This is a genomic window from Streptomyces sp. HUAS ZL42 (assembly GCF_040782645.1).
GTDB lineage: Bacteria > Actinomycetota > Actinomycetes > Streptomycetales > Streptomycetaceae > Streptomyces.
Genome location: NZ_CP160403.1, coordinates 4,375,001 through 4,388,119 on the forward strand (window position 1 = coordinate 4,375,001; position 13,119 = coordinate 4,388,119).

Annotated in this window: 13 protein-coding genes (1 of these 13 running past the window's edge); 3 read left to right on the forward strand and 10 right to left on the reverse strand. The window is 70.8% G+C overall.

Annotation, left to right across the window (positions count from 1 at the left end; all coding sequences use genetic code 11):
• Nucleotides 1–639, forward strand: the 3' portion of a protein-coding gene (gene trpS, locus ABZO29_RS19975; protein ID WP_367321549.1) for a tryptophan--tRNA ligase. Its footprint begins 405 nt before the window's first position; the window shows 639 of its 1,044 coding nt (coding positions 406–1,044); its start codon lies beyond the left edge, outside the window; the stop codon is at nucleotides 637–639.
• Here the strand turns inward: trpS and ABZO29_RS19980 are convergent.
• A complete protein-coding gene (locus ABZO29_RS19980) occupies nucleotides 561–1,577 on the reverse strand; it encodes a GlxA family transcriptional regulator (RefSeq protein ID WP_367321550.1) in 1,017 nt (338 codons plus the stop codon). The genes trpS and ABZO29_RS19980 overlap by 79 nt on opposite strands.
• A 75-nt stretch (nucleotides 1,578–1,652) precedes the next feature.
• On the opposite strand from ABZO29_RS19980, the gene ABZO29_RS19985 reads away from it, so the two are divergent.
• Nucleotides 1,653–2,240, forward strand: a complete 588-nt coding sequence (locus tag ABZO29_RS19985) for a cysteine hydrolase family protein (protein ID WP_367321551.1) — start codon at nucleotides 1,653–1,655, stop codon at nucleotides 2,238–2,240.
• Between the two features lie 20 nt (nucleotides 2,241–2,260).
• Here ABZO29_RS19985 and proC read toward each other — a convergent pair whose 3' ends face one another.
• The 6 genes from proC to ABZO29_RS20015 form a co-directional block, all read right to left on the reverse strand.
• Nucleotides 2,261–3,073 (reverse strand): pyrroline-5-carboxylate reductase, encoded by an 813-nt coding sequence (gene proC / locus ABZO29_RS19990; protein ID WP_367321552.1) that lies wholly within the window; start codon nucleotides 3,071–3,073, stop codon nucleotides 2,261–2,263.
• A 268-nt stretch (nucleotides 3,074–3,341) separates the two neighbouring features.
• Nucleotides 3,342–4,124: an ABC transporter permease gene (locus tag ABZO29_RS19995; protein ID WP_367321553.1), complete on the reverse strand. Its 783-nt coding sequence runs from the start codon at nucleotides 4,122–4,124 to the stop codon at nucleotides 3,342–3,344.
• Nucleotides 4,121–4,933: an ABC transporter ATP-binding protein gene (locus ABZO29_RS20000; RefSeq protein WP_367321554.1), complete on the reverse strand. Its 813-nt coding sequence runs from the start codon at nucleotides 4,931–4,933 to the stop codon at nucleotides 4,121–4,123. The genes ABZO29_RS19995 and ABZO29_RS20000 overlap by 4 nt, the downstream gene beginning before the upstream one ends.
• 147 nt (nucleotides 4,934–5,080) lie before the next feature.
• Nucleotides 5,081–5,854 (reverse strand): class I SAM-dependent methyltransferase, encoded by a 774-nt coding sequence (locus ABZO29_RS20005; RefSeq protein ID WP_367321555.1) that lies wholly within the window; start codon nucleotides 5,852–5,854, stop codon nucleotides 5,081–5,083.
• Between the two features lie 76 nt (nucleotides 5,855–5,930).
• Nucleotides 5,931–6,434 carry an EamA/RhaT family transporter gene (locus ABZO29_RS20010; RefSeq protein WP_367321556.1) on the reverse strand — a complete coding sequence of 168 codons (504 nt, stop codon included), beginning with the start codon at nucleotides 6,432–6,434 and terminating at the stop codon, nucleotides 5,931–5,933.
• A 43-nt stretch (nucleotides 6,435–6,477) separates the two neighbouring features.
• Nucleotides 6,478–6,783: an SH3 domain-containing protein gene (locus tag ABZO29_RS20015; protein WP_367321557.1), complete on the reverse strand. Its 306-nt coding sequence runs from the start codon at nucleotides 6,781–6,783 to the stop codon at nucleotides 6,478–6,480.
• 182 nt (nucleotides 6,784–6,965) lie between these two features.
• On the opposite strand from ABZO29_RS20015, the gene ABZO29_RS20020 reads away from it, so the two are divergent.
• Nucleotides 6,966–9,053 carry a serine/threonine-protein kinase gene (locus ABZO29_RS20020; protein ID WP_367321558.1) on the forward strand — a complete coding sequence of 696 codons (2,088 nt, stop codon included), beginning with the start codon at nucleotides 6,966–6,968 and terminating at the stop codon, nucleotides 9,051–9,053.
• Nucleotides 9,054–9,108: 55 nt separating this feature from the next.
• Here the strand turns inward: ABZO29_RS20020 and ilvD are convergent, their stop codons facing one another.
• The 3 genes from ilvD to ABZO29_RS20035 form a co-directional block, all read right to left on the reverse strand.
• The gene (ilvD, locus tag ABZO29_RS20025; protein WP_367321559.1) at nucleotides 9,109–10,962 is read right to left on the reverse strand and encodes a dihydroxy-acid dehydratase; all 1,854 of its coding nucleotides are present in this window, start codon (nucleotides 10,960–10,962) and stop codon (nucleotides 9,109–9,111) included.
• Nucleotides 10,963–11,087: 125 nt separating this feature from the next.
• The gene (locus ABZO29_RS20030) at nucleotides 11,088–11,693 is read right to left on the reverse strand and encodes a TetR family transcriptional regulator (RefSeq protein ID WP_367321560.1); all 606 of its coding nucleotides are present in this window, start codon (nucleotides 11,691–11,693) and stop codon (nucleotides 11,088–11,090) included.
• Nucleotides 11,690–12,514, reverse strand: a complete 825-nt coding sequence (locus ABZO29_RS20035; protein WP_367321561.1) for a sugar phosphate isomerase/epimerase family protein — start codon at nucleotides 12,512–12,514, stop codon at nucleotides 11,690–11,692. Before ABZO29_RS20035 ends, ABZO29_RS20030 begins: the two co-directional genes overlap by 4 nt.
• Nucleotides 12,515–13,119 lie beyond the last annotated feature (605 nt).

Here is a 13,119-nt window from a genome sequence, read left to right on the forward strand (position 1 = left end):
GCGGACATCCTGGCGTACGGGACGGACGAGGTGCCGGTCGGGGACGACCAGGCCCAGCACGTCGAGCTGACGCGGGATCTGGCACTGCGGTTCAACCAGCGGTACGGGCACACGTTCGTGGTGCCACGGGCCACGTTTCCGCCGGTCGCCGCGCGGGTCATGAACCTGCAGGATCCGACGTCGAAGATGGGCAAGAGCGACGACGTGGGGCCGGGGATCGTCTATCTGCTGGACGAGCCGGACGCGGTGCGGAAGAAGGTCATGCGGGCCGTCACCGACAGTGGGCGGGAGGTCGTGTACGACCGTGAGGGGCGGCCGGGTGTGGCCAATCTGCTGGAGCTCCTTGCCGCTTGTACGGGTGGGAACCCGGAGGCCTTGGGCGGTGTATATGAGTCGTACGGCTCCTTGAAGAAGGACACCGCGGAGGCGGTGGTCGAGCTCCTCAGGCCTGTACAGGAGAGGCACAAGGAGTTGTGCGCGGATCCTGCGTATGTGGAGGGGGTGCTGCGGAATGGTGCGGAGCGGGCTCGGGTCATGGCCCGGCCGACGGTGGATGCGGCTTATCGGGCGATCGGTCTGTTGCCGGCCGCTTCCGAGAGCGATACCGCTGCCTCCGTCGTGCTGAACGCCGCTCGGTAGGCGCGTGGGCTGGTGGCGAGGCGCGATGCGAAGTGCTGGCGCATGGTGACCTCGCTGCCGAAGCCGGCGCGGCGGGCGATCTCCGGCATCGGGAGGTCGGTGCGTTCGAGGAGCTTCTGTGCTGCGGCGATGCGCTGGTCGAGGAGCCAGCGGAGCGGTGTGGTGCCGGTCGCCGCGGTGAAGTGCCGGGCGAAGGAGCGCGCGGACATGCCCGCGCGGGCGGCCAGTTCAGCGACCGTGAGCGGTTCATGGAGATGGCGCAGGGCGTGTTCGCGTACGGCGGCGAGGGCGTCGGCGTCGCGGTCCGTGCGGGGGGTGGGGTGCTCGATGAACTGCGCCTGCGTGCCGGTGCGGAAGGGGGCCGTGACCATGGAGCGGGCGATGGCGGCGGCCGCCTCGGCGCCGTGGGCGCGGCGCACCAGGTGGAGGCAGAGGTCGATGCCGGCGGCTGTGCCGGCCGCGGTCCAGATGTTGTCGTCCTCGATGAAGAGGGCGTCAGGGACGACGTCGACGTGCGGGTGGTGGGTGCGAAGGAGGTCGATCAGGTTCCAGTGGGTGATGGCTCGGCGGCCATCGAGGAGGCCGGCCTGGGCGAGGGTGAACGCTCCGCCGCAGAGGGCGGCGAGGGTGGTGCCGCGGGCGTGGGCGCGGCGGAGGGCGTCGAGGACGGAGGGCGGTGCGGGGGTGAGGTGGTCGTCGAGGCCGGGGACGACGATCAGGTCGGCGCGGGAGAGCCAGGCGAGGGTCCGGTCGGGAAGGAGGGTGAGACCGCCGCGCATCGGAACCGGAGTGGCGGTGTCGGTGGCGACGCGGCGCAGTTCGAAGGCGGGTACGCCGCGGTCGGTGCGGTCCGTACCCCAGACCTCGGTGATGACGGAGACGTCGAAGGCACGGATGCCGGGGAAGGCGACCAGGGCAACGCGGCATGCCTGCTCCATGCCTGGCAGTAAACCATCGATCGCTGTCTTCTGCCCTTCTGGGGTGGGCGTGGACCCGGCGGCAGCATCGTGGTCATGGAGATCGCAGAGAACGCAGCGCTCGTGGTGGTGGACGTCCAGAAGGGCTTCGACGAGCTCGATTACTGGGGGTCCCGGAACAATCCCGGAGCCGATGAGAACGTCGCCGCTCTCATCGACGTGTGGCAGGAGACCGGTCGGCCCGTCGTGTTCGTGCGGCATGACTCGGCGAAGCCGGACTCGCCGCTGCGGCCGGGGTACGAGGGCAACGACTTCAAGGAGTACGTGGGGCAGCGGCGAGGAAAGGGGGCCGGTGGGGCGGAGTTGTTGATCACGAAGACCGTGAACTCGGCCTTCCTCGGAACGCCGGATCTGGGCGGGTGGCTGAAGGCCGAGGGGATCGCGCAGATCGTGGTGGTCGGGATCCAGACCAACATGTGCGTGGAGACGACGGCCCGGATGGGCGGGAACCTCGGGTACGAGGTGGTGGTGGCGTACGACGCGACGTACACCTTTGATCTGGACGGGCCGTTCGGCTGGCGGCGCGGTGCGGACGAGATCGCGCAGGCGTCGGCGGTGTCGCTGCACGGGGGCGGCTTCGCGCGGGTGGTGACCACGAAGGAGGTGGTGGACGCGGCGGGGTGACCGCCCCCGGACGGGCGGGGTCAGCTGTTGTTGCCGGAGGCCAGTTCGCGGCTGCGGTCGCGCGCGGCTTCGAGGGCGGCGATGAGGGCGGCTCGTACGCCGTGGTTCTCGAGTTCGCGGATGGCGCTGATGGTCGTGCCCGCGGGGGACGTGACGTTCTCGCGGAGCTTGACCGGGTGTTCGCCGCTGTCGCGGAGCATGGTCGCCGCGCCGATCGCGGACTGGACGATCAGGTCGTGGGCCTTGTCCCGGGGGAGGCCGAGCAGGATGCCGGCGTCGGTCATGGCCTCGACCAGGTAGAAGAAGTACGCCGGGCCCGAGCCGGAGAGGGCGGTGCAGGCGTCCTGCTGGGACTCGGGGACGCGAAGGGTCTTGCCGACTGCGCCGAAGATTTCCTCGGCGTGGGCGAGGTGTTCCCCGGTGGCGTGGCTGCCGGCCGAGATGACGGACATGGCCTCGTCGACCAGGGCGGGGGTGTTCGTCATGACGCGGACCACCGGGGTACCGGCGGCGAGGCGGGACTCGAAGAAGGAGGTGGGGATGCCGGCGGCTCCGCTGATGACCAGGCGGTCGGCGGGGACGTGTGGGGCGAGTTCGTCGAGGAGGGTGCCCATGTCCTGAGGCTTGACGGTGAGGATCAGGGTGTCGGCGGTCTTGGCGGCTTCGGCGTTGGTCACCGGGTTGACGCCGTAGCGGGTGCGGAGTTCTTCGGCTCGTTCCTGGCGGCGGGCGGTGACCAGAAGGTCGGCCGGGGCCCAGCCTGCTCGGATCATTCCGCTGAGCAGGGCTTCGCCGATCTTGCCGGTGCCGAGGACTGCGACTTTCTGGGTCATGGTGCGGGGCCCTCCGGGGGTGCGTCGTCCTAAGGGCATCCTCGCACCCCGGGGTGCGTGTGCGGCTTGGTTGTCCGGTGGGCGGGACGTCGGTTTCTGGCCGCCCGGGTTGGTGCCGGACGGTGGGTCGTGCAGCCCGGCGCTTGCCGGGTGCCACCCCAGGCGGCACGCATGCCCGCGGACCGACGGAAAGGCTGAGCGCCGCGCCCACCCGCAGACCGACGACATCGCGCAGTGCCGCCGCGCACCCGCGGACCGGCCGAGGTCGTCAAGTCGTCCTGCGCCTCAGCGTGGCCGCTCCCAGGCCCAGTACCAGCAACGCGCAGCCCGCCACGATCAGGGCGTCGCGGATGAAGTTCGCTGTCATGTCCGTGTGTTTCAGGACCTCGTTCATGCCGTCCACCGCGTAGGACATCGGCAGGACGTCGGAGATCGCCTCCAGGACGGGGTGCATGTTGTCGCGGGCGGTGAAGAGGCCGCAGAGGAGGAGTTGGGGGAAGATCACGGCCGGCATGAACTGGACCGCCTGGAATTCCGAGGCGGCGAAGGCCGAGACGAAGAGGCCGAGGGCCGTGCCGAGCAGCGCGTCGAGGAGGGCGACCAGGAGGAGGAGCCAGGGGCTGCCGGTGACGTCCAGGCCCAGGAACCAGAGGGCCAGGCCCGTGGCCAGGGTGGACTGGATGATGGCGAGGGTGCCGAAGGCGAGGGCGTAGCCCGCGATCAGGTCGCCTTTGCCGAGGGGCATGGCGAGGAGGCGTTCGAGGGTTCCGGAGGTGCGTTCGCGCAGGGTGGCGATGGAGGTCACCAGGAACATCGTGATCAGGGGGAAGATCCCGAGCAGCGAGGCGCCGATGCTGTCGAAGGTGCGGGGGCTGCCGTCGAAGACGTAGCGCAGAAGGACCAGCATCAGGCACGGGACGAGGATCATCAGCGCGATCGTGCGCGGGTCGTGGCGGAGCTGGCGGAGGACGCGGGTCGCGGTGGCCAGGGTGCGGGAGGCGTTCAGTGCGCCGGTGGGGGCGGGCGCCGTCGCCGTGTTCGTCGTGCTCATCGCGTCTTCTCCTTCGTCTGGCTTGCCGCGATCGCCTCGTCGACGAGGTGGAGGAACGCCGCTTCGACGGTGTCCGAGCCGGTGCGGGTGCGCAGGGCGTCCGGGGTGTCGTCGGCGAGGATCTCGCCCTCGCGCATCAGCAGGAGGCGGTGGCAGCGCTCGGCCTCGTCCATGACGTGGGAGGAGATGAGGAGGGTGGCGCCTCGGGTCGCGGCGATGTCGTGGAAGAGGTTCCACAGGTCGCGGCGGAGGACGGGGTCCAGGCCGACGGTCGGTTCGTCGAGGACCAGGAGTTCCGGGGTGCCGAGCAGGGCCACGGCCAGGGAGACGCGGCTGCGCTGGCCACCGGAGAGGTTGCCGGCGAGGGCCTCGGCGTCGGTGGTGAGGTCGACGTCGGCGATGGCCCGGGTGACGTTCTCGTGGCGGCGGTCGGCTGCCGTGCGGCCCGGGTCGAGGATCGAGGCGAAGTAGTCCAGATTCTGACGGACCGTCAGGTCGTCATAGACGGAGGGGTCCTGGGTGACATAACCGATGCGGGTGCGCAGGGTGCGGTCGCCGGCGGGGCGGCCGAGGATCTCCAGGGTGCCGGTGACCTTGGCCTGGGTGCCGACGATCGAGCGCATGAGGGTGGTCTTGCCGCAGCCGGAGGGGCCGAGCAGGCCGGTGATCTGGCCGCGCGGGATGGTGAAGTCGAGGCCGTGCAGGACTGTGCGTGGGCCACGGGCGACGGTGAGGCCAAAGGCGCGCACGGCGGGTTCTTGCGAGGCGTCGGTGTCCGTGCGGGGTGGATCGGAAGCATAATTCATCATACGATGAATAATCCTCCTGCGATGGGGAGCCGTCAAGGGGGTGAGTGGTGGCGCGCAGGCATGCGTACGCGGCGGCCCCGGACTGATGGGCCGCCGCGTGAACGGGCGTCAGGAAAAGTGGTGACGATCAGCGAGGAGTTGCAGGGCTCAGCGCGTCGCGAGGATCAGCAGGACGTCGTAGACCTCCTCGACCGTGGCGTCCGGAAAGGTCCGGAGCAGGTGCTCGCGCTCGCGGGCGAGGAAAGCGTTCGTCGCCTCCTCGCCCTGCAGGAGGAAGATCGAATGGCTGCTGAGGTTGGCGAGGTGCGTATCGAGCGGGACCGTCCTGCTCCAGCGGACGACGCGATGCGCGTGGGCGGGGACGACCGGCGCGCCCTCGAAGGAGTCCGTGGCCCTGGTGTCGGACGCGCCCTGCTTGTTGCTGTGCCTGCCGTTGAAGTGCTGCCGGACGCGCTCCGCCTGCTCCATGACCCACGGCACGTCGTGCGGGTCCATGTTCCACCACAGCGCCAGCGCGCCGCCCGGCCGCAGCACACGCAGCGCCTCCGGAACCGAGAGGGCCGGCCGCGTCCAGTGCCAGGACTGCGCGTAGGTGAGGAAGTCGACGGAGGCGGTGGCAAGCGGGAGGGAGTTGCCGTCGCCCCGGACGAGGGGCACGTCCGGGAGGGTGCGGCGGAACTGGGCCGCCATGCCGTCACCGGGCTCGACGGCGATCACATCGGCACCACGAGCTCGCAGGAGCGCGGTCGCTATACCGGTGCCGGCTCCGATGTCCGCGACTCGGGCGCCGGTGAGGGAACGACCGGCCAGCTCCTCGATCGCGTCGAAGAGGGCGGGCGGATACGAGGGACGGTTCTCGGCGTACTGGGCGGCGGCGGCGTTGAAGGACTGGGCTCGCTTGGCGTGGGAGTCGACCGTCATACGTCCATGGTGACGAGCTTGGGTGAGAGGGCGCCGGAAATTCGGTGAGCTTCGGGGGCCCTTTCGCCGGCCCCCCCTACCCCCGGCGCCGCTTCTTCGACGGGTTGCCCGTGCGGCGGGACGTGCGGAGCTCGTGCTGCTTGCGGGCCGCTTCGTACTCCTCGCGGCGCAGCTTCTCACCGGGCGCCTCGATGAGGGAGCGGAAGAAGTAGGCCAGGAGCGAGCCGACGAAGCCGATGGCCAGGAGGCCGCGCAGGGAGGCCTGGCGCTCGGGGTCGGGGCGTTTGCCGAAACCGTCCCAGGTGTGCCGGAAGGCGAGGGCGCTGCAGATGGCGAACATCACGACGACGAGCAGGGTCACGAAGCCGCCGATGTCGGCGATCTGCAGGCCCTCGTAGGCGAAGCGGAGGACGAGGCAGGAGGCGACGGCCGCGGCGAGCGAGCCGACGGCCACGCCTGTGCGGCGGGCCGTGTAGCCGTTGTCGTGATCCACCCAGGTCGTGCCGAAGAAGCGGAGGGGCTCGGGGCGGGGGCCCGAGGAGCCCGCGGGGGTGTCCGGGGTGCCGTTCTCGTCGCTCACGGGTCGATTATGGCTCCGGGACGGCCGCGGGCTCCCTTCCGGGTCAGCCGCAGCGCGAGGCGACGTAGCCGTCACTGCCCGTGAGGACGTAGGCGTCCGAGACGTACTGGCCGTCGCTGATGTTGTCCCAGATGTTCGACGTGCCGTAGGGACCCGACACCGTGGTGCCCGGCGTCTGGCAGTAGATCGGAACGCGGGAGCCCTCGGGCAGTACGCGGACGATCGTGTAGTTGGTGCCCGGGCCGTTGCGGACGTTGAGACGGACGCCGGGAGCGATGGCGTAGGTCTTCACGGTCGTGGCGGCGAAGGCCTCGCCACCCTCGGCTTCTTCCACGTGGTCAACAGACATGAAAATCCTCCCCCGTTGGACCCCATGACGACCATGGGATCCCGTTCATTCCCCTAAAACACGCCATGAAACACATGTGCGCACTTGACACACTGAGGCTAGCAAGCCGCCTCTGTCTCGTACGAGTCATCGACTAGGCTCCGTGCGTCGCGCGCGCGGACGAACAGCACGGGGGTGGTTCCATGGCGCCACAGCACAACACCGGAGCGGGCGCGGAAGCGGAACTTCCCGAATACGCCGGTCACTACCGTCTCGAGTCATGTCTCGGCTCCGGCGGAATGGGCGTCGTCCACCTGGCCCGCAGCACCTCGGGGATGAAGCTCGCGGTGAAGGTCGTACACGCCGAGTTCGCCAGGGATCCCGAGTTCAGGGGCCGTTTCCGGCAGGAGGTGGCCGCCGCGCGGCGGGTGAGCGGGGCCTTCACCGCACCCGTCGTCGACGCCGATCCGGAGGCCGAACGGCCCTGGATGGCCACCCTGTTCATCCCCGGTCCGACCCTCTCCGACCAGGTGAAGCGGAACGGGCCGATGGACGCGGCGCAGCTGCGCCGGCTGATGGCCGGGCTCGCGGAGGCGCTGCGCGACATCCACCGGGTCGGGGTGGTGCACCGGGATCTGAAACCGAGCAACGTGCTGCTCGCCGAGGACGGGCCGAAGGTCATCGACTTCGGCATCTCCCGGCCAAAGGACAGCGAATTGCGCACCGAGACGGGCAAGTTGATCGGCACGCCGCCGTTCATGGCCCCGGAGCAGTTCCGGCGGCCGCGGGAGGTCGGCCCCGCCGCGGACATCTTCGCGCTCGGGTCGGTGATGGTGCACGCGGCGACCGGGCGCGGGCCGTTCGACTCCGACAGCCCGTACATCGTCGCCTACCAGGTCGTGCACGACGAACCCGACCTGACCGGCGTACCGGGGAACCTCGCGCCGCTGGTGCTGCGCTGCCTCGCCAAGGAACCGGAGGACCGGCCGTCCCCGGACGAGTTGATGCGCGAACTGCGCTCGGTGGCGGCCTCGTACGACACGCAGGCGTTCATACCGGCACAGCGCACGGTGGACGTGCCCGCGCCCGAGCCGCGGGAGCCGGAACGGCGGCCCAAGGGACGTTTGCGCGCACGCCGGAAGGTGGTCCTGACCGCCGTCGCGCTCGGTCTCGTGGCGGGCGGCGCGCTCACCACGGTTTCGTTGCTCGACCGGAGAAACGGTACGGAGCAGGGCCCCGGTGGCGGGCCGAGCACGTCGGCCGGGTTCGCCGGGTGGGAGTCGGAGCCCGCGTCGGCGGGCGCGCGTATGCCGCAGTGCTCGTACGGCGCGGAGAAGCTGATCTGTGCCCAGCCAGGGCTCGTCTACGCCCTCGACCCCGCCGACGGAAGCCTGCTGTGGCGGCACTCCGTCACCAAGACGCTCAGAAGCGACCCACCGGTCGTGTCGGGCGGCCTCGTCCAGCCGTTGACGACTCAGGGACCGAGTCTGGAGGCTCTCGACCCCGCTTCGGGCAGGACACGCTGGCAGCGGAACCTGTCCACGAACGGCGGTCTGGAGCCGGCCGGGGGCATGCTCCTGGTCACCGCTGCCGACGGGACGGTCACCGGTGTGGACAGCTCCACGGGCGACACGAAGTGGAAGCGGCGGGTTCCCGGGCAGAGCGCTCCGTACTTCGCCTCGTTCCCCGGCGATCGACTGGCCTACACGACTAGCCCTTCCGGCGCCGGATCCACCCGGGTCACCGCCGTGGACCCGAGCACGGGCGACGTGCGATGGGACGCGCGCCTGAAGGGAACGCTCGAGCCCGTCGGTGCCGAAGGCGGATCGGTCTACTTCCTGTCCCACACCGCCGACACCACGAAGGCCGTGGTCCGCTACACCCCCGGGTCCGAGGCGACGCGCCGGGTGGCGCTGCCCGTCCCGCCGGTGGACGCCCGGGCCTCCGTACGCGGGGACGTCGTCTACCTGATCGCCGCCGGTGGTTCGCTGGAGGCCGTCGACACCGCCACGCGGAAACGGCTGTGGCAGGTCGAGACCTCCGTCAGCCGGGGCTCGTCGCCCGTCGCCGACGACCGCCACGTGTACGTCACCGCACCCGACGGCCGCCTGCTGGCCGTCGACGCCCGTACGGGGGCGTTCCTCGGGCAGACCCCGCCGCGCCTCGGCACGAAGCCGGGTGAGGTGATCGCCGCGCTGCCCGAGCCCGTGGTCGCCGACGGACGCGTCTATGCGGGCGCCCCCGACGGCACGGTCTTCGCCGTCGACGGACGGGACCCGTCGGTCTGGTAGCATGCGAAGGGGCCGCCTCCGCGATGGCTGGAGGCGGCCCCACGCAAGCGATGCCTCAGCCCAGCTTGGACACGTCCCGCACCGCGCCCTTGTCGGCGCTCGTCGCCATCGCCGCGTAGGCGCGCAGCGCGGCCGACACCTTGCGGTCGCGGTTCTTCGGGGCGTACGCACCGTTCAACGCCTGCTCGCGGCGCGCGAGTTCCGTCTCCTCGACGAGCAACTCGATCGAGCGACCCGGGATGTCGATACGGATGCGGTCGCCGTCCTCGACGAGGGCGATCGTGCCGCCGGACGCCGCCTCGGGCGAGGCGTGGCCGATGGACAGGCCGGACGTGCCGCCGGAGAAGCGGCCGTCGGTGATCAGGGCGCAGGTCTTGCCGAGGCCGCGGCCCTTGAGGAAGGACGTCGGGTAGAGCATCTCCTGCATGCCCGGGCCGCCCTTGGGACCCTCGTAGCGGATGACGACGACGTCGCCGTGCGTGACCTGCTTGTTGAGGATCTTCTCGACGGCCTCTTCCTGCGACTCGCAGACGACCGCCGGGCCCTCGAAGGTCCAGATGGACTCGTCGACGCCGGCCGTCTTCACCACGCAGCCGTCGACGGCCAGGTTGCCCCTGAGGACGGCGAGACCGCCGTCCTTGGAGTACGCGAACTCGACCGAGCGGATGCAGCCGTTCTCGGCGTCCTCGTCTAGGGCCTCCCAGCGCTCGGACTGGGAGAAGGCCTCGGCGGAGCGGACGCAGCCGGGGGCCGCGTGCCACAGTTCCACCGCCTCGGGGGACGGGGAGCCGCCGCGCACGTCCCACGTCTTCAGCCAGTCGGCCAGGGACGGGCTGTGGACCGAGTGCACGTCCTCGTTGAGCAGGCCGGCGCGGTGCAACTCGCCGAGCAGGGCCGGGATGCCGCCCGCGCGGTGCACGTCCTCCATGTAGTACGTGCGGTTCTTCGCCACGTTGGGCGCCACCTTCGCCAGGCACGGCACGCGGCGCGAGACCGCGTCGATCTGCTCCAGGCCGAAGGGCACGCCCGCCTCCTGGGCGGCGGCCAGCAGGTGCAGGATCGTGTTCGTGGAGCCGCCCATCGCGATGTCCAGGGCCATCGCGTTCTCGAAGGCCGCGAACGAGGCGATGGAGCGCGGCAGGACCGTGTCGTCGTCCTGCTCGTAGTAGCGGCGGGTGATGTCCATGACCGTGCGGGCCGCGTTCTCGTACAGCGCGCGGCGGGCCGTGTGCGTGGCCAGGACCGAGCCGTTGCCGGGAAGGGACAGGCCGATCGCCTCGGTGAGGCAGTTCATCGAGTTGGCGGTGAACATGCCGGAACAGGAACCGCAGGTCGGACAGGCGTTCTCCTCGATACGGACGATGTCCTCGTCCGAGATCTTGTCGTTCACGGCGTCGGAGATCGCGTCGACCAGGTCGAGCGTGCGGACCGTGCCGTCGACCAGCGTGGCGCGGCCGGACTCCATCGGGCCGCCGGAGACGAAGACCGTGGGGATGTTCAGGCGGAGGGCCGCGTTGAGCATGCCCGGCGTGATCTTGTCGCAGTTGGAGATGCAGACGAGGGCGTCGGCGCAGTGCGCCTCGACCATGTACTCCACGCTGTCCGCGATCAGGTCGCGGGAGGGCAGGGAGTACAGCATGCCGCCGTGGCCCATCGCGATGCCGTCGTCGACGGCGATCGTGTTGAACTCGCGCGGGATACCCCCGGCCTCCTTGATCGCCTCGCTGACGATACGGCCGACCGGCTGCAGGTGGGTGTGGCCCGGGACGAACTCCGTGAAGCTGTTGGCGACCGCGATGATCGGCTTGCGGCCGATGTCCGCACCGGGTACACCGGAGGCGCGCATAAGGGCGCGGGCGCCCGCCATGTTGCGGCCGTGGGTGACAGTGCGGGACCTCAGCTCGGGCATCGTCGCTCGCTCCTTCAGAGACTGCGATCAGAGACTTCTGACTGCCAACGAGCGTACGCCGGTCATCCAGGGGGCGGACGCATCGTCCGGAATGCGGGATGTATGTCTCGGCCCGCGGCCAGGGCTCACGGTCCGGTGAGGTGACCCTGCACCACCGGCGCCACGCGCGCGATGACCTGCTCCATGTCCGCCGACGCCAGCGGCTCCACCTTGATCACGTAACGGAGCATCGCTATGCCCACGAGCTGCGCGGCCGCGAGCTCCACGCGCAGCTCGGCGTCCGGGGCGTCGACCTCCCCTGCGATGCGGCGGAGCAGCTGCGCCGAGACGAGCCGGCGGAAGACGGCGGCCGCGGTCTCGTTGTTCACCGCCGAGCGGACGATCGCGAGCAGCGGCGTCCGGGTCACCGGGTTCTCCCAGAGGCCGAAGAGGAGGCGGGTCATGCGCTCGCCGACGTCGTCGACGGGACCCTCCAGGACCTCGTCCCGCATCTTCAGAGCGGGCGCGAAGGCGACCTCGACGGCCGCCTCGAAGACCTTCTCCTTGGTGCCGAAGTAGTGGTGGACGAGCGCCGAGTCCACGCCGGCGGCCTTGGCGATGCCACGCACGGACGTCTTCTCGTACCCCCGCTCGGAGAACTCCTCGCGGGCCGCGGTCAGGATGCGGTCGCGGGTGTCGGCGGATTCCGTACGAGGAGGTCTGCCGCGTCTGCGGGAGCTCACGCCGGTCATCGCCGGGGCACCCTCGCCGCGGACGCCAGGTGCAGGCGCGTGAACGCCAGGGCCTCCGCCAGGTCGGCCTCGCGCTCGGCGCTGGACATGGCGCGACGGGTGTTGACCTCGATGACGACATGGCCGTCGAAACCGGTCAGGGCGAGACGTTCCAGCAGCTCCGCACAGGGCTGGGTCCCGCGGCCGGGGACGAGGTGCTCGTCCTTCGCCGATCCCCTGCCGTCCGCGAGGTGGACGTGGCCGAGGCGGTCCCCCATGCGGTCGATCATGTGCATCGCGTCCGTGCGGGCTGTGGAAGCGTGGCTGAGGTCGATCGTGAAGTGCCGGTAGTCGTCCTTCGTCACGTCCCAGTCGGGCGCGTACGCGAGCATCTCGCGGTCGCGGTAGCGCCAGGGGTACATGTTCTCGACGGCGAACCGTACGTCCGTCTCGTTCGCCATCCGCCAGATCCCGGCGACGAAGTCCCGCGAGTACTGCCGCTGCCAGCGGAACGGCGGGTGCACGACGACCGTGGTCGCGCCCAGCTTCTCCGCCGCCGCGCGGGCGCGCTGCAGCTTCACCCAGGGGTCCGTGGACCACACGCGCTGCGTGATGAGCAGGCAGGGGGCGTGCACGGCGAGGATCGGCACCTCGTGGTAGTCGCTCAGCCTGCGCAGCGCCTCGATGTCCTGGCTGACCGGGTCGTTCCACACCATGACCTCGACCCCGTCGTACCCGAGGCGCGCCGCGATCTCGAAGGCCGTCGCCGTCGACTCCGGATAGACCGAGGCCGTCGACAGGGCGACCTTCGCATCCGGGATGCGCACCACTGGTTCTGCCACGAGGGACAGCGTACGGGGCCTCGCTTCGCGCCGGGGGTCAGGTCGCTGTGCTCGCGGTGTGCGAGGCACGGCAACCGGCCACGCGCGCGTGGCCGGAATCGAGGGGGTGGCGGCGGTCGTACACGGGCATACGGCCTTGTGGCGGGCCGGACATACGGGGATACGGGCGACGGAGCCGTACGCCGACGGCTGGGCGTGGGTGCCTGCTCCCGGTGACACGCGTCGACCGGGAGGGGTGGCGCACTTCACGCTGCCCGGGGTGGCGCACTTCACGCTCGCGACGGGCGCGTGTGGGCTTCAGGGGGCGCGCACGGGGCGTACGCATCGCGCGGGCCACGCCGTCGATCCGCGGGCCCTCGCGGCGCCCAGCCACCGCTCCGGTCCACGGGGCCCCCGCGACGCCCCGCCACCGCGTAGCCCCGCGAGCAATCGTGCCGCCCAACCAGCGCATCGGTCCGCGGGCAATCGTGCCGCCCGGGGCGATGGGGGTCCCCCGCTCGAGCGAAGCCGAGAGTGGGGGAGGGCGGGCCCGGGCGGCACCCCGTCAGCACCGGCCTGCGCGATCCACCCGGCCCCAGCACCAACTCCGGGCGACCAGCAACGCG